The organism is Kitasatospora sp. MAP5-34 (assembly GCF_029894335.1).
Classification (GTDB): Bacteria; Actinomycetota; Actinomycetes; order Streptomycetales; family Streptomycetaceae; genus Kitasatospora.
Map to the genome: position 1 here is coordinate 22,172 of NZ_JARXZC010000048.1, position 22,324 is coordinate 44,495.

Genomic DNA, 22,324 nt, shown 5'->3' on the forward strand with positions numbered 1-22,324 from the left:
TTACTCCCCCGCCTGCGGGTCGTCTACGGCGGTGTCGGTGGGCGCAGCATCGGCGGGCGCGTCGGCGCCGGCCTCCGCCTCGGTGCCCTCGGCGGCGATCTCGGCTGCTTCGGCCACGGCCTCCGGCTCCGACTCGATGTGGCCGGCGGCCGCACCGGTCATCGCGGTGCCCAGGTCCTCGGCCGTGACGGTGGCCGGGTCGGCATCCGCGACCAGTCGGCCCCGGTAGATCACCCGGATGGTGTCGGAGAGCCCGATCAGCTCGTCCAGGTCGGCGGAGATCAGCAGCACCGCCAGGCCCTCGCGCTGCGCGCTGCGGATCTGGTCCCAGATCTGCGCCTGCGCGCCGACGTCCACACCACGGGTCGGGTGGGCCGCGATCAGCAGCTTGGGCTGGTGGCTCATCTCGCGGCCGATGATCAGCTTCTGCTGGTTGCCGCCGGAGAGAGAGGCCGCGGTGACCTCGATGCCGGGGGTGCGGACGTCGTACTCGGCGACGATCCGCAGGGTGTCCTTGCGGGCACCGGCCGGGTCGAGCAGGAAGCCCTTGGAGTTGGGGGACTCGGTGACGTGACCGAGCATCCGGTTCTCCCAGAGCGGAGCCTCCAGCAGCAGTCCGTGCTTGTGCCGGTCCTCCGGGATGTAGCCGATGCCGGCCTCGCGGCGGGCCCGGGTCAGCGTGCCCGAGAGGTCGGTGCCGTCCAGCGTGACGGTACCGGCGTCCGGCGGGAGCATGCCCATGATGGCCTCGACCAGCTCGGCCTGGCCGTTGCCCTCGACCCCGGCGATGCCGAGGATCTCGCCCTTGTGGATGGTGAGCGAGATGTCGTCGAGGACGACACGCTCGATGCCCTCGATGTCAGCCTTGGCGATCCGCAGGCCGTCGACCTTGAGCATCTCGACCTCGGTGACGGTCGACTCGCGGCTCACCGGGGAGGGCAGCTCGGCGCCGACCATCATCTCGGCGAGCTGACGGGCCGTCACGTTCGCCGGGTCCGCGTCGCCGACCGTGGTGCCACGGCGGATGACGCTGATCGCGTCGGCCACCGAGAGCACCTCGTGCAGCTTGTGCGAGATGAAGATGACGGTGACGCCCTCGGACTTGAGGTCGCGGAGGTTGGCGAACAGCGCCTCGACCTCGTGCGGGACGAGGACGGCGGTGGGCTCGTCCAGGATCAGGATCCTGGCGCCCCGGTAGAGAACCTTGAGGATCTCGACCCGCTGCCGCTCGGCCACACCGAGGTCCTCGACCAGAACGTCCGGGCGGACGCCCAGGCCGTACTGGTCGGAGATCTCCTTGATCTTCGCCTTGGCCTTGGCCCCCATCCCGTGCAGCTTCTCGCCGCCCAGAACGACGTTCTCCCAGACCGTCAGGTTGTCGGCCAGCATGAAGTGCTGGTGCACCATGCCGATGCCGCGCGCGATGGCGTCGCCGGGAGTGTGGAACTCGACCAGCTCGCCGTCGATGGCGATGGTGCCCTCGTCGGGGCGCTGCATCCCGTAGAGGATCTTCATCAGGGTCGACTTGCCGGCGCCGTTCTCGCCCATCAGGGCGTGCACGGTGCCACGGGCGACGGTGATGTCGATGTCGTGGTTGGCCACGACTCCGGGGAAGCGCTTGGTGATACCGCGCAGTTCGACGGCCGGTGTCGCCGTCCCCGCGCTGGGGGTGCCGCCCAAGCTCTGGGCGGGATCGGAAGCGGTGATGGCGATCTCCTGTTGTTCGGGAGGCGCGTCGTTGCGCTGGAGGGCCAAGATCGGGGAAGGATCAGTGGGCGGAAAGGGCGGGGCCCGGTGGGTGCGCGTCGCGCGCACCCCGCCGGGCCCCTCCCTGGTACTTCAGGTACAGCGGTACTTCAGGTACAGCGGTGATCAGGTGACGCGGTGCCTACCGGCACGCAGTGACCAAGCACTGCGTCGACCAAGTACGGCGTCGACCGGGCACTGCGTCGACCGGCTCCGGAATTACGGGGCGGTCGGGACCTTGGTGGCACCCGAGGTGATCTGCTGGGTGGCCGCGTCCAGCTTCGCCTTGATGTCGTCGATGAAGCCGCCGGTGGTGGCCAGCGAGACACCGTTCGCCTTCAGGTCGAAGTTCTTGATGCCGGTGAGCGGGTTACCGTCCTTGGCAGCCTTGATGTAGGTGAAGACGGCGGTGTCCACGTTCTTCACCATCGAGGTGAGGATGTGGTCCTTGTACTTCGCCAGGGCCGGCTGGTTGGCCTGGTCGGAGTCGACGCCGATGGCCCACTTGCCCGCCATCGCGACGGCCTCGATCGCACCGGAGCCCGAGGAGCCGGCCGCCGAGAAGATGACGTCGGCGCCCTTGTCGAGCTGGCCCTGGGCGGCTTCCTTGCCCTTGCCCGGATCGTTGAAGCCGGTGAAGTCCGGGGGGGTGGTGAGGTAGGTGGTCTCGACCGCGATGCTCGGGTCGACCGACTTGACGCCCGCCTTGTAACCGGCCTCGAACTTCTTGATCAGCTCGGACTGCACACCGCCGATGAAGCCGACGTGCTTGGTCTTGGTCTTGTTGGCGGCGGCGACACCGGCCAGGTACGAACCCTCCTGCTCCGAGAACGTCAGCGAGGTGACGTTGCTCGGCTGGGTGGTCGACGAGGAGTCGATGATCGCGAACTTGACGTTCGGGTTCGCCTTGGCGACCTTCTCGACGGCCGGCTGGTAGACGAAGCCGACGGCGATGATCGGGTTGAAGCCGGCGGTCACCAGGCTGGAGAGGCGGGTCTCCTTGTCGGCCTCGGCCTCGCCGGTCTTGGCCTCGGCCTCGCTGACGGTGACGCCCAGCTGGGCCTTGGCGTTGTCGAGGCCACGGGCGGCGGAGTCGTTGAACGACTGGTCGCCACGGCCACCGATGTCGTACGCCATACCGACCTTGAGGGAGCCGGAGCCGGAGCCGGATGCGGTCGAGGTGTCGGTGCTCTTTGCGCCGCAAGCGGCGAGCGAGGCAATGCCCAGGGAACCCGAGAGCACAACCGCGGCGAGCTTCATTGAACGGCGCAAGGGAGTATCTCCTTCTCACACACCCGTTTGGCGTGGTCGAGCGCCACCGTAACGCGCGTAGAACACGGTTGGGTCACGGCCTGCGAGGGCATCCGGGTTGTTATCAAAATGTGGTGCTAAGTCCGGACGAATCGGACAAACCACGACACCTGATCAGCCCCGATGTCACTACCGAGTGGTAGTGAGTGAACACCCTACGCGGCCGCCTCTCAACCCCCAGTCAGGCTCGCCCGTGCTCCAGGGCCAGCGAAGCGAACAGCTCGACGCCCACCCCGATCGCCCGTTCGTCCACGTCGAAACGGCCTTGGTGCAGGTCACGGTCGACCGTCTCGTGCGGTGCCCGGACGCCCAGCCGGGCGAGGGCGCCGGGAGCGTGCTCCAGATACCAGGAGAAGTCCTCGCCGCCGAGGCTCTGCTCGGTGTCCTCCACGACCGGCCCACTGAACAAGGGGTCGCCGGACGCCTCGAAGCGGGCCGTCATCGCCGTCTCGAACTGGGCGATGGTGCCGGCCTCGTTCACCACCGGCGGCACCCCCCGGTGGTAGTCGAGCGTCCACTTCGCCCGGTGGGTCTCGGCGATCTTGGCGATCAGCTCGTGCAGCACCTCGGGCGCCTCGCGCCAGCCCGCCAGCTCCAGGCAGCGGACGGTGCCCTCCAGCTCGGCGTGCTGCGGGATGACGTTCGGCGCGGAGCCGGAGGCGATCCGGCCCCAGACCAGGCTGACGCCCCAGCGCGGGTCCAGCCGGCGGGCGAGCGCCGGGGGCAGGTCGGCCGCCATCCGGGCGATCGCGGTGACCAGGTCGGTGGTGAGGTACGGCCGGGCGGTGTGCCCGCCGGGGCCGTCCAGCTTCAGTGTCAGCAGGTCGCAGGCCGAGGTGATCGCCCCGGTCTTCAGCCCGAGCCGGCCGACGGTGACCTTGGGGTCGCAGTGCACCGCGAAGATCCGGCCGACGCCCTCCATCCCGCCCGCCTTGATGACGTCGAGCGCACCGCCCGGCATCACCTCCTCGGCGGGCTGGAAGATCAGCCGCACCGGCTGCGTCAGCTCCCCCGTCCGGGCCGCCTGCGCCAGCACCAGCGCGGTGCCCAGCACGATCGAGGTGTGCACGTCGTGCCCGCAGGCGTGCGCCCGGCCCGGAAGTGTCGAGCGGTACGGGACATCTGACTTGGCGTCATCGATCGGCAGGGCGTCGATGTCGGCCCGGAAGGCCAGCAGCGGCGCGCCGGACTCGAGGCCGGGGGGCACGATGTCGACGGTCATCCCGGTGCCGCCCGGGAGCAGCCTGGGTGAGAGTCCGGCCGCCGACATGCGCTCACGGAGTAGCCGAGTGGTGCGGAATTCCTGACGGCCCAACTCGGGGTGCCGGTGGAGGTCACGGCGGAAGGCGATCAGCTCGGCCTCGTAGGCGCGTACCCGTGCGCGCAGGTCGGAACCGGGGCGGGCAGGGGTGCGGGGCGCCTGATCGGCGTGCTGAGGCTGGTTCACCTCAACAAGATTAGGCCGGTGAACGGGTTTTGGCTTGACTTCACCGAGATCGCTCCCCGAATGGACGCTTACCGGCTCCGTAGCTGGGTATGACTTCACGTTTCGGCCGCCTTCCGGGTGATCACCTTTCTGTGCAACGACCGACGGGCTCACAGGACACGCACAGGAGGTGACCGGGAGATGGACGCCGCCCGGACGGGATGCGACGAGGCCGCGCTACGCGCGTCAAAGACCCATTTGTCCGGCCCTTAGGTCATGTGCTGGCAAAGCTTTGGTTCAAAGCCTTGAGCTACGCACGTCTGTCCGAATAAACATCAGGCGCACAGTCAACTTCGGTGTCATGGCTGCTCACTGGCCGTGGCCCGCTCCGTCATGCCCTCACGAAGGCGCATGACGGTCCGTCCATACCGAGAAGTGGGGAACCCACGTGCCAGCAGCACGCAGCCGGCTCTCCCGGATAGCCGTCGCGGCACCCGCCGCCACCGCGCTGATCCTGGGAACGCTCGCGGTCGCCAGTCCCTCCGTCGCCGCCACCCCGGTGAACGAGACCGCCAAGCAGCTCCAGGGCAGCCACCCCGCCTTCGCCACCCCGCAGGCGGACGCGGGCGCAGTCGCCGACTCGGCCCCCGCCACCGCGCGGATCTACCTGGCCGGCCAGGACCAGGCCGGTCTGGCCGCCCTCGCCAAGGCCGTCTCGGACGTGAGCTCGGACTCCTACGGGAAGTTCCTCTCCGCCGCCGACGCCAAGGCCCGCTTCGGCGCCACCGCCGCGCAGGTCAAGGCCGTCACCAACTGGGTGCACGGCGCCGGTCTCACCGTCACCGAGACCACTCCGCACTACCTCGAGGTCGCGGGCAACACCGCCGCCCTCGCCAAGGCGTTCGGCACCTCGTTCCACTCGTACCGCACGGCCGCCGGCATCGAGACCGCCCCGGCCAGCGACGCCGTGGTGCCCGCCGCCGTGGCCGACGCCGTGATGGCCGTCGGTGGCCTCACCAGCGCCAACCACAACGTCATCTCCAACGCCGTCTCGGTGAACGAGGCGGAGGCGAAGCTGAACGCCTCGTCCGCCGCCGTGGCCCCGAACGTGATGGCCGACAGCAAGAAGCCGGCCGCCGGCCTGCCGACCACGCCGACCTGCTCGGACAACGGCTACGGCAGCAAGGTCGCCACCGGCGCTCCGGCGGGCTACGAGAAGAACGAGCCGTTCGCTCCCTGCTCGTACACCCCCGCGCAGCTGCGCAAGGCGTACGGCGTGACGGACGCGAAGGTCACCGGCAAGGGTGCCCGGGTCGCCATCATCGACGCCTACGGCCTCTCCACCATGGAGCAGGACGCCAACCACTTCTCCCAGCTGCACGGTGACAAGCCGTTCGCGAAGGGGCAGTACCAGCAGGTCGTCACCCCGGCCAAGTGGACGGGTCAGAAGGACTGCGGCGACTGGTCCGGCGAGCAGGCGCTCGACGTCGAGATGGTGCACGGGCTCGCGCCCGACGCCCAGATCACCTACGTCGGTGCCAACTCGTGCAACGACGGTGACCTCAACGCCGCGATGGCGACGGTCGTCGACAACCACCTGGCCGACATCGTCTCCAACTCGTGGGGCGAGATCATGCACGGCAAGAGCGGCGACATCGACCCCGCCGTCGTCAAGGCCGACAGCCAGGTCTTCGAGCTCGGCGCCGTCGAGGGCATCGGCTTCACCTTCTCCAGCGGTGACTGCGGCGACAGCTCGCCGGCCGCCGCGAAGACCGGTGTGAACTGCCAGGCCGACACCAACCAGGCGCAGGCCGACTGGCCGTCCGCCTCGCCGTGGATCACCTCGGTCGGTGGCACCGCGCTCGAGCTGGCCGACAAGTCGGGCAAGTACGGCAACGAGGTGTCGATGGGTGACCGTCGCTCGCTGCTCTCGGCCGACCAGAAGTCCTGGGCTCCGATGCCCGGCTTCTTCTACTTCGGTGGTGGCGGCGGCGTTTCGGCCGACTTCCAGCAGCCGTGGTACCAGAAGGGTGTCGTCCCGGACGCCATCTCGAAGACGGCCGTCAACGGCGTCAAGTCCAAGACCCCGCTGCGTGCCACCCCGGACGTCGCGATGAGCGGTGACCTGGTCGCCGCCACCCTGGTCGGCTACACCGACGCCACCACCCACCAGTACAGCGAGGGCGGCTACGGCGGCACCTCGGTGGCCGCTCCGGAGTTCGCGGCCATGCAGGCCAACGCCATCCAGGAGCGCGGCGGCCGTGCGATCGGCTTCGCCAACCCGTCGATCTACGACCGGGCCGGCACCAAGGCGTTCCACGACGTGAACGACTCGGCCGTGCACAACAAGTTCGGCAACGTAGTCGACCTCGGCATGGTCGGCGGCACCCTCAAGGTCCGCCTGTACAAGATCGCGGGCGACTTCGGTCTGGCCGCGGGCAAGGGCTACGACACCGCGACCGGTGTCGGCTCCCCCGGCAACGACTTCCTGAAGTCGTTCCAGCTGCACCACTGATCACTGATCGACTGATCAACCGCAAGGCCCGGAGCTTCGGCTCCGGGCCTTGCGGCGTTTTCCGGCGGCTGCGGGACCGGCCCATGAGCGGGCGCGTGCGGGCCGTTGAGATGATCAGGTGACCGAAGTGAGCGTTCCAAGGGAGTGGCAATGACCGAGCAGAAGGTGGCCGTGGTCACCGGTGCGAGCAGCGGGATCGGCGCGGCGACGGCGCGGCGGCTCGCGGCCGACGGATTCGACGTGGTGCTGACGGCCCGCCGTACCGAGCGGATCGAGGCACTGGCCAAGGAGATCGGCGGACGGGCCTGGACGCTGGACGTGACCGACCGGGCGGCGGTGGACGCGTTCGCGGCCGGGATCGGGCGGGTGGACGTACTGATCAACAACGCCGGCGGGGCGTTCGGCGCCGAGTCGGTCGAGCAGGGCGACCCGGCCGACTGGCGGGCGATGTACGAGGTGAACGTGCTCGGGGTGCTGCACATGACCCAGGCCCTGCTGCCCGCCCTGCGGGCGACCGGCGACGGCACGGTCCTGATCCTCTCCTCGACGGCGGCGCTGGCCTCGTACGAGGGCGGCGGCGGGTACATCGCGGCGAAGGCCGCAGCGCACAGCATCGCCGGGACGCTCCGGCTTGAGCTGTGCGGCGAGCCCGTCCGGGTCATCGAGATCGCGCCGGGCATGGTGAAGTCCGAGGGCTTCGCGGTCACCCGCTTCCGGGGTGACGAGGCGAAGGCCGCAGCGGTGTACGCGGGGGTCGCCGAGCCGCTCACCTCCGAGGACGTCGCGGACACCGTCTCCTGGGCCGTCACCAGGCCCCCGCACGTCAACATCGACCTCCTGGTGGTCCGCCCCCGCGCCCAGGCCGCCAACCACAAGGTGCACCGGGGGTAGCCGCCAGGCGGAACTCCGAGGAGGGAGCGCGCCCACCGGGGACAGCTCATCGGGGGCTGACCTGCAAGTGTCAACGTCACAACTTGATAGCTCGATCGGGTGAATTCGGCGCGCTCCCTCCCCAACTGATTAGCCCTCAACTACCGTGGTGCCGCTGCCCGGCCGGAGCGTGTTCGGTCTGTCCCGGCCCTCCTCTCCATGGCACGTCGCGCTACCGCACAGCACCTACGTTCGTCACTGCCGTCACGACTGCAGGACCCATCCCGGCCGGTGCTCCATGCCTGTGGAGGACCTGACGCCCCTTCCCGCCCTCACGAGGAGGACCCGCTGGCCAGCGACATCCCGCCGCAGCGTCCCGATCCGACCCCGGACACGCTGCTGGTGCCGTCCCTGCTCGGGCTTCACCGTTTCAACGAGGCCGACCCCGGCGCAGCCGAGGAGGCCCTGCTGGCCTGCTGCGGCAGCCACCGTTGGGCCATCCGGCTCACCGCCCACCGCCCGTATCCCGACATAGAGTCACTCCTCGCCGCCGCGAGCGAAGCCTCCTACGACCTGCGAGCGGCCGATCTGGCCGAGGCGCTGGCGGACGAGAGCTGGATGCCGCAGCCCCTGCTGGGGATGCGCGCGCCCGGCAGCCAGGCCGCGCACACCGCGCTGCGGGCGGCACACGCGGCGTACGAGGCCCGGTTCGGCCACGTCTTCGTGGTCTGCCTGGAGGGCATCGCCCCCGAGGAGATGCTCGACACGGTGCTCAGCTCGCTCCGCGCCAGGCTGGCCAACGAACCGGACGAGGAACGGCTCGTCGCGGCCGAGGAACTCCGCCGGATAGCGCTGACCAGGCTGGAACACCTGGTCGCCACGCACTACTCGGGGGCGAGCGTCACCAGATAGGCACTTGGGCCACCAGCAGGGGCGCGGGGCTCTGCCTCGCGCCCCTGGCTGTCGGCGGTCGGCGGTCCCTACCGCTGCGCGGTGCGGAGCTTGGCCAGCTGGGTACGGACGACCTTGTCGTCCGGCGCGGCGGCCTGCTCCTTGCCCGACCCCACCGTGCTGAAGACCGCCAGCGCCGTGCCGGTGCGCGCGAGCAGGGCTCGCTGGAGCAGTGTCCCGGTCCCGGATTCATTCGTCAGGGTGAACGCGGTGGCGCCGTCCGCTCCCTCAGGGGTGGGCGTGTCGAGCCGGGTCAGCCGGTGTCTGGTGCGGACGCCCTGGTGCGCGGCCGACACGCCCTTGCCGCCGCTGCCGGTGGAGGTGAAGGCCGTGCACTGGGCCAGCACCTTGTCCAGGTCCGTCTGGATCGTCGCGGCGCGCCCGGCCTGGAAGGCGAGCAGGCCCGCGTACACGCCGGCCTCGGGAGCCGCCGCCGAGGTGACACTCAGGTCGGTCTCGGCCAGCGGCCCGGCGGCCGGGTTGGTCTGGGCGACGGCGTCCAGGACGGGCTGGCAGGCGGGTACGTCCGCCGTCTCCCGGCCGGTGTCCGCCGCGGCGGCACCGGGCGAGGGCGTCATCACCGTGACGGTGTAACCGGCGCCGAGGTCGGCGTCCGAGAGCACGGCGGCGCGCAGCTGCGCGGCGGTGAGCTCGCGCGAGGCGGCGGCCTGGTCGGCCGAGCCCCCCACGGTGGTGCAGCCGGCGGTGAGAACTAAGCAGAGAGCGGCGAACGGGGTGAGTCGGTGCGACACGGAAGTCCTCGTCGAGTGGTCCGGCGGCGGGCAGGCGGTCACCGTAGCGCAGGCAGACGGGCACCCAGCGTGACATAGTCCCTATTTATTAGGCCGAGAGTGCCTGTTTGATCACACCTGACACCCCCGGAGGCGGTGGGCCGCACGGCGTCGATAGGATGCTCGCGGCCGGAGGACCGTACCCGGCCGGGCTGACCGACACCGAAGCCGGCCGAGCCCCCAATCCGCTTCCGGAGGGTTTTCCGTGCCGGCTGGAACGCTGTACCGCGGCCGGGAAGGCATGTGGAGTTGGGTGGCTCATCGAGTCACCGGCGTCCTCATTTTCTTCTTCCTGTTCGCCCATGTCCTCGACACCGCACTCGTGCGAGTGTCTCCCCAGGCTTACGACTCCGTCATTCAGACGTACAAGACGCCGCTCGTGAACCTGATGGAGTACGGCCTCACCGCCGCCATCCTGTTCCACGCGCTGAACGGCCTCCGGGTCGTGGCGGTGGACTTCTGGTCCAAGGGCCCGAAGTACCAGAAGCAGATGCTGTGGTCCGTGGTGGGTGTCTGGGTCGTCCTGATGGCCGGCGCCTTCTACCCGATCCTCCAGCACACCCTGACTAGCTGGTTCGGGAAGTGACGGACATGCAGACGGACTACACGTACACCGACGACGTCGTCGTCGCCTCCGCCCAGGCCCACACCGGCCAGGGCCTCGGCACCGGCAACCCGGCCGACGCCTTCGTGGTCGAGCCCCCCCGGACTCGTACCAAGAAGACTCCGCGCCGCACCCGGACCAACTTCGAGATGCTCGCCTGGCTCTTCATGCGCCTGTCGGGTGTCGTGCTGGTGGTGCTGATCCTCGGCCACCTGCTGATCATGCTGGTGCTCGACGGCGGTGTCTCCAAGATCGGCTTCGCCTTCGTGGCGGGCCGCTGGGCCTCGCCGTTCTGGCAGGGCTGGGACCTCCTGATGCTCTGGCTGGCCATGCTGCACGGCTCCAACGGCATGCGCACGGTCATCAACGACTACGCCGAGAAGGACTCCACGCGTCTCTGGCTGAAGACCCTGATGGGTGCTGCGACCGTCTTCACGGTTCTGCTCGGCACCCTGGTGATCTTCACCTTCGACCCGAACATCTAATCGGCGTAGAACCCAGAGGCGAGCAGACAAACCCATGCAGATTCACAAGTACGACACCGTCATCGTCGGCGCCGGCGGCGCCGGCATGCGCGCGGCCATCGAGTCGACCCAGCGCAGCCGCACCGCCGTGCTGACCAAGCTGTACCCCACGCGTTCGCACACCGGCGCGGCTCAGGGCGGCATGTGCGCCGCCCTCGCCAACGTCGAGGAGGACAACTGGGAGTGGCACACCTTCGACACGGTCAAGGGTGGTGACTACCTGGTCGACCAGGACGCTGCCGAGATCATGTGCAAGGAAGCCATCGACGCCGTCCTCGACCTGGAGAAGATGGGTCTCCCCTTCTCCCGCACCGAGCAGGGCCGGATCGACCAGCGCCGCTTCGGCGGTCACTCCCGCAACCACGGTGAGGCGCCCGTGCGCCGCTCCTGCTACGCGGCGGACCGCACCGGCCACATGATCCTGCAGACGCTGTTCCAGAACTGCGTCAAGCACGGCGTCGAGTTCTTCAACGAGTTCTACGTCCTCGACCTGCTGATCAACGACGGCAAGACCGCCGGCGTTGTGGCGTACGAGCTGGCGACCGGTGAGATCCACGTCTTCCAGGCGAAGTCCGTGGTCTTCGCCTCCGGCGGCACCGGCAAGTTCTTCAAGGTGACCTCCAACGCCCACACCCTCACCGGTGACGGCCAGGCCCTGGTCTACCGCCGCGGCCTGCCGCTGGAGGACATGGAGTTCTTCCAGTTCCACCCGACGGGCATCTGGCGGATGGGCATCCTGCTCACCGAGGGTGCGCGTGGCGAGGGTGGCATCCTGCGCAACAAGGACGGCGAGCGCTTCATGGAGCGCTACGCCCCCGTCATGAAGGACCTCGCGTCCCGTGACGTCTGCTCGCGTGCCATCTACACCGAGATCCGCGAGGGTCGCGGCTGCGGCCCGGACGGCGACCACGTCTACCTGGACCTGACGCACCTTCCGCCGGAGCAGCTGGACGCCAAGCTCCCGGACATCACGGAGTTCGCGCGCACGTACCTCGGCATCGAGCCCTACACGGACCCGATCCCGATCCAGCCCACCGCGCACTACGCCATGGGCGGCATCCCGACCAATGTCGAGGGCGAGGTGCTGCGCAACAACACCGACGTGGTGCCCGGCCTGTACGCGGCCGGCGAGGTCGCCTGCGTCTCGGTGCACGGCGCCAACCGCCTGGGCACCAACTCGCTGCTGGACATCAACGTCTTCGGCAAGCGGGCCGGCATCGCCGCCGCGAACTACGCCGAGACGGTGGACTACACCGAGCTGCCCGAGAACCCGGCCGAGAAGGTGCAGGCGCTGGTCGACGGCCTGCGCGAGTCCACCGGGACGGAGTCGGTCGCGCAGATCCGCAAGGAGCTGCAGGAGTCCATGGACACCAACGCCATGGTCTACCGCACCGGCGACACCCTGAAGGCGGCCGTCGCGGACATCGCCGCGCTGCGCGAGCGGTACAAGAACGTCGCGATCCAGGACAAGGGCCAGCGTTACAACACGGACCTCCTGGAGGCCGTGGAGCTGGGCAACCTGCTCGACCTGGCCGAGGTGCTGGCGGTCTCCGCGCTGGCCCGTGAGGAGTCGCGCGGCGGTCACTACCGCGAGGACTTCCCGACCCGCGACGACAAGAAGTTCATGCAGCACACCATGGCGTACCAGGAGGTGGCCGCTGACGGCACCACCTCCATCCGCCTCGACTACAAGCCGGTCGTCACGACCCGCTACCAGCCGATGGAGCGTAAGTACTGATGAGCACTCCGACTGTGGAGAAGCACTCGGCCGCTCTGGACGCGGCTGAGCTGGGCGGCGTCAAGCTGATCACCGTCACGGTCCGGATCCGCCGGTTCAACCCGGAGGAGCACCCGGACCCGGTGTGGGTCGACTACCAGCTGGAGATGGACCCGAAGGAGCGCGTCCTGGACGCGCTCAACAAGATCAAGTGGGAGCAGGACGGCACCCTCACCTACCGCCGTTCCTGCGCGCACGGCATCTGCGGCTCGGACGCGATGCGGATCAACGGCCGCAACCGGCTCGCCTGCAAGACGCTCCTCAAGGACGTCAACCCGGAGAAGCCGATCACGATCGAGGCCATCAAGGGCCTGACGGTCCTCAAGGACCTGATCGTGGACATGGACCCGTTCTTCCAGGCGTACAAGGACGTCATGCCGTTCCTCATCACCAAGGGGAACGAGCCGACCCGCGAGCGCCTGCAGACGGCCGAGGACCGCGAGCGGTTCGACGACACCACCAAGTGCATCCTGTGCGCCGCGTGCACGTCGTCCTGCCCGGTCTTCTGGAACGACGGCCAGTACTTCGGCCCGGCGGCCATCGTCAACGCGCACCGCTTCATCTTCGACTCGCGTGACGAGGGCGCCGAGCAGCGCCTCGAGATCCTCAACGACCGCGAGGGCGTCTGGCGCTGCCGGACCACCTTCAACTGCTCGGAGGCCTGCCCCCGTGGCATCGAGGTCACCAAGGCGATCCAGGAAGTGAAGCGGGCGCTCGTCACCCGTCGCTTCTAGGTTCTTGAACGACTGAGGGCCCGTCCGGTTTCGACCGGACGGGCCCTCGGCGTTGTGGCCTACTCGGCCGCGCGACCCGCCCGCACGCCACGGAGGCCGACCACGCCCACTGCGACGCCGAGGACGAAGGACGTGACGGCGAGGGTCAGGTGGATCCAGAAGAACGCGGTGGGGTGGGAGTGGTCGCCGTTGGTGAAAGCCTGGTGCGCGGAGTCCTGCCAGAGGTTCTTGACGAAGGTGGTCCAGATGATCATGGACCAGACGCCGAAGGCGGCGAGGAACCAGGAGGTACGGCGGCTGAGCTTCATGAGGGGTCCTTGGGCGGGTCCGGGCGTGGTCGCCTCCCAGTATGAGGAGTGGGCCGGACGGCCCTGCGACCGACACTCGTCCGAAGGACTGTGGCGGCGCGGCGGGCCTGCGGCGGGGCGCCTGGGTACGGTCACCCCGTGCAGAAAGTACGTCACTCCCCGTTGCCGCTCCGCTGCGCCGCAGTCGCCGCAGCCGTCTCGCTCTGTGCAGCCGCCGGAGCCCCCCTGGACGCCCCGCCCCCCGCCCGGTCGACGATCGGCGGCGAACAGCTCGGACTGTCCGGCGTGCAGCTGGCCCCCAAGTCCGGGGCGCCCGCCCTTCCCGACGATCTGACCGGCCAGTCCTGGCTGGTGGCGGACGCCGGTACGGGCGAGGTCCTGGCGTCGAACAACGCCCATCTGCGGCTGCCCCCCGCGAGCACGCTGAAGATGCTCTTCGCGGACACCGTTCTGCCCAAGTTCGACCGGAGCACCGTGCACCGGGTCTCCCTGACCGAACTCGCCGGGCTCGGTGAGGGCAGCAGCCTGGTGGGGGTCAAGGAGGACCTCGACTACCGGGTGGAGGACCTCTGGCGCGGGGTCTTCCTGGCCTCCGGCAACGACGCGGTGCACGTGCTCGCCAACATGAACGGCGGCGTCGAGCAGACCGTCACGCAGATGCAGGCCCGCGCGGACGCCATGCAGGCCCACGACACCCACGTGATCTCCCCCGACGGCTACGACAACGACGGCCAGGTCTCCTCAGCGTACGACCTGACGCTGTTCGCCCGCGCCGGGCTGCGCAACGCGGACTTCCGGGCGTACTGCGCGACCCAGACCGCACAGTTCCCCGGCGGGGTGGACCGGACCACCGGGCAGCGCGCGAGCTTCGGCATCGCCAACACCGACCGTCTGCTGGGCAAGTACCCGGGGCTGCTCGGGGTGAAGAACGGCTACACCACCAACGCCGGCTCCACCTTCGCCGGCGCCGCCGAGCGCGGCGGGCGGACGCTGCTGGTCACCGTGATGCACCCGTCCTCGTACATGAAGGTGTACGAGGAGACGGCCGCCCTGCTCGACTGGGGCTTCGCGGCGGCGGGCAAGGTCACCCCGGTGGGCCGGCTGGTGGACGAGCCGGCCACCCCCGCGCAGGCGCAGGCGCCGGTGCAGGCGCAGTCGTCGGCCAAGGCACTCGCAGCGACCACGGCGGCGACAGCGGCGGCAGTGGCCGCCCGGGTGCACGCCCCCGCCGCCGCGACCGTGCCCACCGCCGCCAGGGTCGGCACCGTCGGCTGGCTGGCGGCCGGGGTGTGCGTCGCCGCTGCTGCGGCCGCGCTGCTCCGGATGAAGGCCCAGCAACGCCGGCGGCGGTACCGGACCCGGACGCTGCTGCTGGCCGGCCCGGTCACGGTGCCGGAGCCGGTGGGCGCGACCGCGCTCCAGCGGAGGTGACGGCGGACGCCCTCCAGGAGTCCAAGTCAGGAGGCCCAGGTCAGGAGGCCCGGCGGGTGGCCTGGAGGGCGCGGCGGGCGACCCGGGTCGCCGCCGGGGGCAGCACGTCGAGCGCGAGCCGCCGGACCACGGACCGCTGCGGCCGATTGGGCGGGGCGGCGACGGTGACGGTGTCCCAGGCGAGCCGGTGGACCGTGGTGCCGGCGATGACGTCCTCGTCCTGGCGGAAGCCCTCGCCGCGCCAGTCCCGGGCGAGCAGCGCCTTCTTGGCCGCCTCCGCGTCACCCCAGGTGCCGTAGAACTTCTCGGGGGTCAGGCAGACCGGCCGCAGCCCGTGCACCGCCACCGCCTCCCAGACCGCCGCCGCGACGCCCGGGGTGTGCGGGGAGCGGTAGTCGTCCAGCACCACCAGGCCGTCCTCGGCCAGCGCGGCGCGGGCCACCTGGATGTCGCCCGCCACGTGCTCGTACAGGTGCGAGGCGTCGACGTGGACGAAGCGGCAGCTGCCCGCCTTGATCCGCCCGTCGGCGAGCACCGAGGTCGGGGCCTGGATCACCTCCGGCAGCCGCTCGTGGAAGGCCAGGTAGTTGGTCTCGAACGCCTGCCGGGTGAGGGTCTTCCGGTAGGACATCACCATCTCGGCGGCGTTCTCCTCGTCCGGGGCGGTGGAGTCGAAGAGGTCGCAGACGGTGAACTTCTCACCGGGTTGCAGATGGCTGCCGAGCAGCACGGCACTCCGGCCCAGATAGGTGCCGAGTTCCAGGATGTCCCCGGTCGTGCCGGCTGCGGTCTGCTGGTCGAGCAGCCAGCCGAAGGCCTCCTGGTCGACCTTCCAGAACCAGCCGGGGACGTCGTCCGGGGTGCGCGGTGCGGGGGTGGGAGCGGTCACAGGTGTCTCCATGAACGGCGGCATTCGGGGGTGTGCCGCTGAGTGGTGCTCGACCCGGGGGTCGGGGCCGGATTGCGCGTGATCCTAGTCACATCGACGGGTCTTAAACAGGGGGTGCGTCGTCCGGTTCCGCCGCCACGACGAGCGCGGCCCGGGCGTGCTCCCTGGCCCGTCGGCGGGCGCCTGCCGGATCGGCCGTGGCCGTCCAGGAGACGCAGTACATCAGCAGCCGGCTGACGAAGTTGATCCACAGCAGCAGCGCCACCGGGACGCCGAACGCGCCGTACACGCTCCTGCCCGCCACCCCGCCCAGGTAGGAGGAGAGCAGCTGCTTGAGCAGCTCGAACCCCACCGCACCGATCAGTGCCGCCTGGAGCACGTCCCGGCGCTGCTGGCCGGGGATCCTCGGGAAGGGCGCGAGCAGGTAGGCGAACAGCACCGTGCCGGCGCCGACCGCGATCAGGAAGCCGGCGCCGCCGAGCAGGTACTGACCGGCGGCGCCGCCCAGTCCGAGCCAGCCCGCGCTGCGCCTGGCCAGCGTGACCGCGACGGCGGAGGCGCCCAGCGAGACCGCCGTGACCAGGCCGAGGCCGAGCAGCACCAGGCAGTCCCAGATCTTGTGCAGCAGCATGTTGCCCGGCTCCTCAGGCAGCTGCCAGATGTCGCGGATGCTGCCGCGCATGGTATTCACCCAGCCGAGCCCGGAGAGCAGCAGCAGCACGCCGCTGACCAGCCCGATCGTCCCGGCGTTGGCGACCAGGCCCGGCAGGTCGAGGGAGCTGGAGAGGCCGGGGACCTGCTCGGAGATCTTGTTCTGCAGCTGGTGGATCTGGGAGTCGTTCAGGACGGCCACGGCGACCGCCAGGGCGACGGTGAGCAGCGGGAAGAGCGCGAGGAAGCCGAAGAAGGTGACCGCTCCGGCGAGCCGGTTGCCCTTGGCGTCGGTGAAGTGGGCGTACGCCAGATAGGGCCGGCTGCGGAGCAGCCTGGCGGCGAGGGGGCCGATCAGCGGCAGCCGGGTCAGGAATTCCACGGGCGCTCCTGCCCTGCCGAAGCGCCCGTAGGCGACCGAGCCGTAGGCGACGAACGAGACAATTCCACCTGTATATCCCACGGAAAGCGGCCTCAGTCCTGACGGCGCGCCCGGCGGAGGGCGCCGACGAACACCGGCGGGAGGAGATCCAGCGCGGCCTTCCTGGCCACCGTGGCGGGCCTGCGGGCGGCGGCAGCGGCGGCCCGGCGGTCGGCGAGATCCTGGGCGGCCCGCTCGGCCGCGTCCTCGGCCGCGAGCAGCTCGGCTTGCTCGGCGATCCGGTCGTGGTGCCGGGAGACCGGGAAGTCGGGGCTGCGGTTCGGCCCGCCACCGAGCCGGAGCACCCGCTGCCCGGCGATGGTGTCCGTGCTGACGTGGCAGCCGTCGGCGCCGCCGGAGGACCGGAGCAGTTCGCGCTGGAGCGGCTCCGGGTCGCCCCAGGTGCCGTAGAACTTGCACTCGGTGAGGCAGATCGGCCGCAGCCCGTGGTTGAACACCGCCTCCCAGGTCGCGGCGGCGACCCCGGGGGTGTGCGCGGAGCGGTAGTCGTCCAGCACCAGCACCCCCTGGGGCTTGAGCGCGGCGCGGGCCACCTGGATGTCGCCCGCCACGTGCTCGTACAGGTGCGAGGCGTCGACGTGGACGAAGCGGCAGCTGCCCGCCTTGATCCGCCCGTCGGCGAGCACCGAGGTCGGGGCCTGGATCAGGGTCGGGAGTTCGTCGTGGAAGGCCAGGTAGTTGGTCTCGAACGCCTCCCGGGTGAGGGTCCGCCGGTAGGACATCACCATCTCGGCGGCGTTCTCCTCGTCGGGCGCGTCCGAGTCGAAGAGGTCGCAGACCGTGAACTTCTCGCCGTCCCGCAGGTGACGGCCCAGCACGATGGCGCTGCGGCCGAGGTAGGCGCCCAGCTCCAGCAGGTCACCGGTCAGGCCGGTGATCTCCTGACGGTCGAGGAACCAGTCGAAGGCGTGCCGGTCGAGGTCCCAGAACCAGCCAGGGACATCGCCCAGCACGGCCGGTTCGACGGGCTTGGGGGCTTCGGCGGTCAGACCGGTTCCGGTCATGCGAGCTGCTCCTTCACTGAAACGGCGGACCGTGAGGGGACGGTCCGCCGTGCTGAACGAGCCGGGTCCCGCCAGGTAGCGACGCCGCCGGGCTAAGGCGGCGATGCGGGATTGACCGGGGTCACCCGCTCGGGGGCCGGCCGCCGCAGTAGGCCGTCCAGTTCTGGAAGGAGACCCCGCCGCACCAGAGCCGGGTGTCCTTGCTGTCCTGCGGGCGCCCGAGCGCGTGCGGGGGCGCGCAGGTGTGGCCGGGGGCGTAGAGCGGGCAGCTGCCGTCGGCGCGCTCCAGGGTGTGGGAGCGCCAGGCATCCAGGCCCATAGTGTGCTGCTCGGGGTCGGTCGGCATGTAGCGGTTGGCGGACCAGGAGGCGGCCATCGCGCCGAACAGCGCGAGACCGCAGAGCGAACCGGCCGCCAGCCGCCGGCCGAGGAAGCGTGGCAGGCGCACCTGCTGACGGACCGTCAGTCGGCGCCAGGCCCCGCCGACGCCACCGGCCACCAGCATCGCGGCGAGCACGGTGAGGGTGAGCAGGCAGTAGAGGATCAACCAGGTGGTGCGCGGATAGAGCATCACCGCCTGGTCCCGCTGCATGTGCCCGGCGAACCAGAAGCGCAGCACCCAGGCACTGGCCAGGCAGCCGAGCGCGGCGATCACCGGCGGGCGGCGCAGCCCGAGCGCCAGCGCCAGCGCCAGCCCGGCCAGGACGAGCAGCGTGACGGCGTCCTGGCCGGCCAGCCCGCCGGGCGGCGGCCAGGCCCAGGAGGCGGGCCAGCCGGAGCGGTCGGAGCGCCAGCCCATCACGTACCCCGGGTCGACGTAGACGTCGAAGTACGCGTACCGGTCGACGGCGTTCGCGCCGTTCGCGACCATCCGCAGCAGCAGCGACGCGCCGACCAACCCGGCGGTGACACCGGCCGCCCCGAGCAGCGCGGCGGCCCGGACCAGCGCGGCGCGGCCGTGCCGCCAGGGGACGAGCGCGAGCGTCACCACCAGCACGCCGGGCACGGACCAGACGAACCAGCCCGAGTAGGTGAGGAAGAGCACCCCCAGCACCACCCCGATCGCCGCGCCGCGCAGCAGCGCGGAGCGGACCGACCGGCCGCGCACCCGGGTCAGCTCGGTGAGCAGCCTGCCGAGCACCGGCACCAGCGCGACCATCACCAGGTGGCTGTAGGGGCGGATCGGGTCGAGGAAGAGGATCGACGCGGGCAGGGCCACCGCGAGCGCCCAGGCCGGGCGGAGCAGGCTGCGCCAGGCCAGGTAGCTGATCGGGCCGAAGACGGCGCTGAGCAGGAGTTGGACGTCCTTGAGGGCGAAGCCGACCTGGCCGTGCCGCAGGTACCTGGCCCACTCCGCGAGCAGCACGATGAACCCGGGCGGGTAGATGTCGGGCAGCCCCTCGCCGCGCAGGAACGACTCGGCGTAGGACTGGAGGGTGCCCGGGTCGCCGTCCTGCCCGCCGAGGCCCCACGGGGTGCCGCGCAGCGCGACGGCGATGCCGCCCGCCACGATGCCGGTACCCAGACCGGCGACGGCCGCGCAGCCCAGGCGGAGCAGCAGGCGATAGTGCCGCCGGTCGGCCCGGTGCGCGGCGTACAGGACGACGGCGAGCACCGGGAGGGCCACCAGGGCGGCCCGGAACTGGAGTTTGGCGAGGCCGCTGACCTGCCCGATCCGGATCAGCGGGTCGACGCTGATGTTCCGGGCCCAGACCATGAACCCGACCCCGACGGCGAGCGCGACGACCGCCTCGCCGAGGGGCGCGAGCAGCGTGCGGGGGTGGCGGCGCGCCGGGGGCGAACCGGTGGCCGGGTCCGGATCGGCATCGACATGGGCATCGGCGGGGAGGGCCTGGGGTTCGTCGGGGGCCTCGATGGCCACGTCCGGCATGGTGTCCGCTTCCGTCGGGAGGTGAACCGGACGTCCTCCCGTACGCGCCGGGGCTGCGCCGGGCAGTCCTCCGGCACTGCATCCGGCGTAACGACGGCCCGCCGGACGGGTCACTCCTGCTGGGACGGAGTTCCCTCGAACGGGTCAACGACGACCGGACGGTCCTGCGCGTCGTACCGGATCAGCGCCACGTCGAGCCTGCCCAGGCGCCCGGGCCCGGCCAGGCCGACGGTCTGGGCCGCCAGCGCGGGGTCGTCGAGGTAGACCCGCAGCGGCACCGGCGAGGCGTCCGCGAAGTCGACGATCTCCTGCGCCGAGCGGCGCCAGCGGCCCCAGATCCAGGCCCGCCAGGAGAGCCCGTTGTCGCGGGCCAGCACACCCAGCCAGAGGTTGCCCTCGGCGAAGCGCGGGTCCTCCCCGCCGTGCGGATCGACCAGCAGGACGCCGATCCGGGGGTCGGGCACCGGGCGGGTCGCGTACACGGCGGTGACCAGGGTCGCGCTGGCGGGGGCGGCGCGCTTGCCGTGCCGGTAGACGTCGGCGCTGGTCGGCCCGCCGTGGTCCGGCTTGGCGTTGAGTGCCAGCGAGAGGAAGAGCGCGGCCGAGACTGCGACGGCCCATGCCGCCCGGCCCGGCCACCGGAGCCGGCGGCGGCCGAGCGCTCCGCACAGCGGCACGGCGGCCGCGCCGAGCGCGACCAGCGTGACCACGAAGAGCGGGTGCAGCAGCTTCTCGTAGTAGTACGAGGTCCGCCCGGCGGCTGCCACCTGGTACCGCATCAGCGCCACCGCTACGGCGCCGACCACCGCCACCCCGCCGAGCGCGGCCCGCCGGACGGCATTGCGCCGGGCCGCTCCGGTGAGCAGGCCGAGGACGGCCAGCGCGATCAGCGGCAACAGCAGGTGCCTGCTGACCGGCAGGACGCCGCCCGGCTGCACCAGCACCGCCGCCGAGCCGGCCTGCTTCCAGTTCGCCAGCACGGGCAGCGCTGCGGCGGCGCCCGTCAGCACGACGGTCACCGCCGCAGCGGGCCACAGCCGCCGCCAGCGGCGCCGGTGCACCAGCGCCCAGACCAGCAGCAGCGGCCCGGCGGCGGCGAGCAGCAGGTAGTACGAGAAGGCGATCCCGACCGTCAACGAGCCGAGCAACAGCAGCTGTTCACCCGCCCGGCCGACCGGGCGGCAGACCAGGGCGACAAGCAGGACGAACAGCGCCAGCCCGAACAGCTCGCTCTCGAACCCGACCAGCAGCAGCGGGGTGGCCTCGACCAGGACGAGGTACCCGCCGACCGCCACGCAGAGCGGCAGCACGGCCCACTCGCCGAGGGCGGGCCCGGCGGCCCGGCGGACGGCCCAGAGCACCGCGCCGACGAAGGCGGTGAGCACCCCGGCCGCCAACACGGTGAACGTCCCGAGCGCGGTCAGCGAATCCGGCGGCACCGCACCGGAGTCGGCGAACTCGGTCAGTACCGCGAGGGTCAGATGGCTGCCCTGCGGGTAGCTCTGGAAGCCGTCCTGCAGGGTGACGGCAGCCTGCGCGCGGTGGACGGTGAGGTAGCCGCCGAACCGCAGCACGCTGTCGTACAGGGCGAAGTGCCGGGCCAGGTCCTCACCGTGGTAGAGCGCGGCGAGCCGGCCCGTGACGCCCACGGTGAGCAGCGGGCGGAGGTAGAACCACCCGGCGGCGGCCAGCACCAGCAGCAACAGGCAGTCGCCGAGCGGCAGTCGGAGCCGGCGCCGGAGGTCGGGCCGGACGGCCAGCTGCCGGTTGACCGTCAGCAGCAGAAGTGCGAGCGGCAGTGCCGTCGCCTCACCGAGGGCGACCGGTCGCAGGCCCCACGGCCAGTACGAGGCGAGTACGCCGAGCAGGCAGCACCAGCCGGTGAGCAGCCCGGCGGCGAGCACCAGCCGGTCCAGCACGGTGAGCCGGGAGCGGAACTGGAGCGCGGTGGCACCCCAGAGCAGGGCGAGGGTGACCAAGTCCGCGCCGACCGCGTGGAACAGCGGCGGCGCGCCGAGCAGGACGACGGCCAGCGCCGGGGCCCACCAGCGGCGGCCGCCGGATGGGCGGCCGGGGCGGAGATCGGGGTCTGCGGGGGCTGCGGTGTCCGCATCCGGCATGCTGGTCGGCTTCCGTCGGAGGGGAACCGGGACCCGCCGGGGCGGCGCCGGGCAGTCCTACGGGCACTGCGGCCTGCGCAACGACCGGGCCGCGGGGAGGATGCGGGGATCCACCCGGACGGCCTAGGAGCAGAACTGCGCGAGACCGGAAGTGACGGCGCCGTACCTTCCGATTTCGCGCACGCAGTCGATCAACAGAACCTCGCACCCCTGTCTGTGGCTGATCGAGTGCCACACCTACCAGGTCAGGACTGGGTGAAGGCGTGTTTGGCGAGTTGGCGGGCGCCGTCGTGGTTGCGGTGGCGCAGTGCGCCGGGGAGCAGGGTGAGGGCGTGCAGG

General features: G+C 71.0%; 18 protein-coding genes. 8 read left to right on the top strand and 10 right to left on the bottom strand.

The window, feature by feature from the left end:
• From P3T29_RS28930 to P3T29_RS28940, 3 genes are all read right to left on the bottom strand, one after another.
• Entirely contained in the window at positions 1 to 1,680 is a 1,680-nt protein-coding gene (locus tag P3T29_RS28930; protein ID WP_280719643.1) for an ABC transporter ATP-binding protein, read from the bottom strand.
• 285 nt (positions 1,681 to 1,965) lie between these two features.
• Complete coding sequence (locus P3T29_RS28935; protein ID WP_280719629.1) at positions 1,966 to 3,018, bottom strand: BMP family ABC transporter substrate-binding protein; 1,053 nt, start codon at positions 3,016 to 3,018, stop codon at positions 1,966 to 1,968.
• 220 nt (positions 3,019 to 3,238) lie between these two features.
• On the bottom strand, positions 3,239 to 4,444 hold the full coding sequence (locus tag P3T29_RS28940; protein WP_280719644.1) for an amidohydrolase: 1,206 nt from the start codon (positions 4,442 to 4,444) through the stop codon (positions 3,239 to 3,241).
• Positions 4,445 to 4,931: 487 nt separating this feature from the next.
• Here P3T29_RS28940 and P3T29_RS28945 point away from each other — a divergent pair, with 487 nt between their 5' ends.
• The 3 genes from P3T29_RS28945 (at position 4,932) to P3T29_RS28955 (ending at position 8,780) form a co-directional block, all read left to right on the top strand.
• Entirely contained in the window at positions 4,932 to 6,998 is a 2,067-nt protein-coding gene (locus tag P3T29_RS28945) for a S53 family peptidase (protein ID WP_280719630.1), read from the top strand.
• A 150-nt stretch (positions 6,999 to 7,148) separates the two neighbouring features.
• The gene (locus P3T29_RS28950; RefSeq protein ID WP_280719631.1) at positions 7,149 to 7,889 is read left to right on the top strand and encodes an SDR family oxidoreductase; all 741 of its coding nucleotides are present in this window, start codon (positions 7,149 to 7,151) and stop codon (positions 7,887 to 7,889) included.
• A gap of 390 nt (positions 7,890 to 8,279) precedes the next feature.
• A complete protein-coding gene (locus P3T29_RS28955; protein WP_280719645.1) occupies positions 8,280 to 8,780 on the top strand; it encodes a 2-oxo-4-hydroxy-4-carboxy-5-ureidoimidazoline decarboxylase in 501 nt (166 codons plus the stop codon).
• A gap of 68 nt (positions 8,781 to 8,848) precedes the next feature.
• Here the strand turns inward: P3T29_RS28955 and P3T29_RS28960 are convergent, their stop codons facing one another.
• Positions 8,849 to 9,571: a hypothetical protein gene (locus tag P3T29_RS28960; protein WP_280719632.1), complete on the bottom strand. Its 723-nt coding sequence runs from the start codon at positions 9,569 to 9,571 to the stop codon at positions 8,849 to 8,851.
• A 244-nt stretch (positions 9,572 to 9,815) separates the two neighbouring features.
• On the opposite strand from P3T29_RS28960, the gene sdhC reads away from it, so the two are divergent.
• The 4 genes from sdhC to P3T29_RS28980 are packed head-to-tail and all read left to right on the top strand — an operon-like array spanning position 9,816 to position 13,249.
• The gene (gene sdhC / locus P3T29_RS28965) at positions 9,816 to 10,196 is read left to right on the top strand and encodes a succinate dehydrogenase, cytochrome b556 subunit (protein ID WP_280719633.1); all 381 of its coding nucleotides are present in this window, start codon (positions 9,816 to 9,818) and stop codon (positions 10,194 to 10,196) included.
• A gap of 5 nt (positions 10,197 to 10,201) precedes the next feature.
• The gene (gene sdhD, locus P3T29_RS28970; protein WP_280719646.1) at positions 10,202 to 10,699 is read left to right on the top strand and encodes a succinate dehydrogenase, hydrophobic membrane anchor protein; all 498 of its coding nucleotides are present in this window, start codon (positions 10,202 to 10,204) and stop codon (positions 10,697 to 10,699) included.
• Positions 10,700 to 10,733: 34 nt separating this feature from the next.
• Complete coding sequence (gene sdhA, locus P3T29_RS28975; RefSeq protein ID WP_280719634.1) at positions 10,734 to 12,476, top strand: succinate dehydrogenase flavoprotein subunit; 1,743 nt, start codon at positions 10,734 to 10,736, stop codon at positions 12,474 to 12,476.
• Complete coding sequence (locus P3T29_RS28980; protein ID WP_280719635.1) at positions 12,476 to 13,249, top strand: succinate dehydrogenase iron-sulfur subunit; 774 nt, start codon at positions 12,476 to 12,478, stop codon at positions 13,247 to 13,249. The genes sdhA and P3T29_RS28980 overlap by 1 nt, the downstream gene beginning before the upstream one ends.
• Before the next feature lie 59 nt (positions 13,250 to 13,308).
• Here P3T29_RS28980 and P3T29_RS28985 read toward each other — a convergent pair whose 3' ends face one another.
• Positions 13,309 to 13,557, bottom strand: a complete 249-nt coding sequence (locus P3T29_RS28985) for a hypothetical protein (RefSeq protein ID WP_280719636.1) — start codon at positions 13,555 to 13,557, stop codon at positions 13,309 to 13,311.
• Between the two features lie 225 nt (positions 13,558 to 13,782).
• Between P3T29_RS28985 and P3T29_RS28990 the strand changes: the two genes are divergently transcribed.
• Positions 13,783 to 14,988, top strand: coding sequence for a D-alanyl-D-alanine carboxypeptidase (locus tag P3T29_RS28990; RefSeq protein WP_280719647.1), 1,206 nt, complete (start codon positions 13,783 to 13,785; stop codon positions 14,986 to 14,988).
• A gap of 40 nt (positions 14,989 to 15,028) precedes the next feature.
• Here the strand turns inward: P3T29_RS28990 and P3T29_RS28995 are convergent, their stop codons facing one another.
• The 5 genes from P3T29_RS28995 to P3T29_RS29015 all read right to left on the bottom strand — a co-directional run bounded on the left by P3T29_RS28995 (position 15,029) and on the right by P3T29_RS29015 (position 21,985).
• Positions 15,029 to 15,877: a class I SAM-dependent methyltransferase gene (locus P3T29_RS28995; protein WP_280719637.1), complete on the bottom strand. Its 849-nt coding sequence runs from the start codon at positions 15,875 to 15,877 to the stop codon at positions 15,029 to 15,031.
• Between the two features lie 103 nt (positions 15,878 to 15,980).
• A complete protein-coding gene (locus P3T29_RS29000) occupies positions 15,981 to 16,910 on the bottom strand; it encodes a YihY/virulence factor BrkB family protein (RefSeq protein WP_280719638.1) in 930 nt (309 codons plus the stop codon).
• A gap of 92 nt (positions 16,911 to 17,002) precedes the next feature.
• Complete coding sequence (locus tag P3T29_RS29005; RefSeq protein ID WP_280719639.1) at positions 17,003 to 17,974, bottom strand: class I SAM-dependent methyltransferase; 972 nt, start codon at positions 17,972 to 17,974, stop codon at positions 17,003 to 17,005.
• A gap of 121 nt (positions 17,975 to 18,095) precedes the next feature.
• A complete protein-coding gene (locus P3T29_RS29010; RefSeq protein ID WP_280719640.1) occupies positions 18,096 to 19,865 on the bottom strand; it encodes a hypothetical protein in 1,770 nt (589 codons plus the stop codon).
• A 110-nt stretch (positions 19,866 to 19,975) separates the two neighbouring features.
• Positions 19,976 to 21,985 (bottom strand): hypothetical protein, encoded by a 2,010-nt coding sequence (locus tag P3T29_RS29015; protein WP_280719641.1) that lies wholly within the window; start codon positions 21,983 to 21,985, stop codon positions 19,976 to 19,978.
• Positions 21,986 to 22,324: the final 339 nt, after the last annotated feature.

Excerpts from the sequence above, each read along its gene's own strand:
- P3T29_RS28950 (WP_280719631.1), top strand. The coding sequence starts at position 7,149 with ATGACCGAGCAGAAGGTGGCCGTGGTCACCGGTGCGAGCAGCGGGATC.
- sdhD (WP_280719646.1), top strand. The coding sequence starts at position 10,202 with ATGCAGACGGACTACACGTACACCGACGACGTCGTCGTCGCCTCCGCC.
- sdhA (WP_280719634.1), top strand. The coding sequence starts at position 10,734 with ATGCAGATTCACAAGTACGACACCGTCATCGTCGGCGCCGGCGGCGCC.
- P3T29_RS28980 (WP_280719635.1), top strand. The coding sequence starts at position 12,476 with ATGAGCACTCCGACTGTGGAGAAGCACTCGGCCGCTCTGGACGCGGCT.
- P3T29_RS28985 (WP_280719636.1), bottom strand. The coding sequence starts at position 13,557 with ATGAAGCTCAGCCGCCGTACCTCCTGGTTCCTCGCCGCCTTCGGCGTC.
- P3T29_RS29005 (WP_280719639.1), bottom strand. The coding sequence starts at position 17,974 with ATGACCGGAACCGGTCTGACCGCCGAAGCCCCCAAGCCCGTCGAACCG.
- P3T29_RS29010 (WP_280719640.1), bottom strand. The coding sequence starts at position 19,865 with ATGCCGGACGTGGCCATCGAGGCCCCCGACGAACCCCAGGCCCTCCCC.
- P3T29_RS29015 (WP_280719641.1), bottom strand. The coding sequence starts at position 21,985 with ATGCCGGATGCGGACACCGCAGCCCCCGCAGACCCCGATCTCCGCCCC.